Source organism: Salipiger sp. HF18 (genome assembly GCF_011806505.1).
Classification (GTDB): domain Bacteria; phylum Pseudomonadota; class Alphaproteobacteria; order Rhodobacterales; family Rhodobacteraceae; genus Salipiger; species Salipiger thiooxidans.
In genome coordinates, this window is sequence record NZ_JAATOS010000988.1 from 1 (window position 1) to 554 (window position 554).

Annotated in this window: 1 protein-coding gene; it reads left to right on the forward strand. The window is 78.7% G+C overall.

Annotated features, from left to right (window positions below; translation table 11 throughout):
* Nucleotides 1-554, forward strand: a 554-nt coding sequence (locus HC022_RS28420) for a hypothetical protein (protein WP_217704153.1), incomplete at both ends; no start/stop codon positions are given.

Here is a 554-nt window from a genome sequence, read left to right on the forward strand (position 1 = left end):
GGGTCGACGGCACCGTCGCCGCAGTTTGTGCCGAGGCGGCGGGCGACCCGCGCCAGACCTACGTCACGCCGCACCTGCTGACCCGGCTGCGCGGCGGCTCGGCGCCCGAGTTCGCCGCGGCGCTCTTCGACCGGCTGGCCCCGGACGCGCCGCTGCGGCGCTGGGCACTGATCGAGATGCGCGAGACCCACGCGCTGGCGGCGATCTCGCTGCCCGAAGACCTGGCGCTGCGCCTCACCGGCGGCGGCGCGCCGATATGCCCGCCGGGCTGCCTGCCACTTTCTCCGGTGCCGGGTCTTGCGCGGGTCGACACGCTCGCGGCGGAACTTGCACCGCAGCTCGCCCGGGGCGTCGCCCTGATCGGCCCCGCGGGCAGCGGACGGCGCGCGCTTGTGGCGGCGATGGCGGCGCAGGCAGGCTGCGGCGCGGTGCTGCTCGAGCCCGGGCGCGTGCCCGGGGACGAGGCGGGCCGCGACGCGGTCCTGCGCGCCGTCGCCCGCGAGGCGCGGCTCGACGGGCTGGTCGTCGCGCTCGGGGTCGAGGGCGACGCGGTG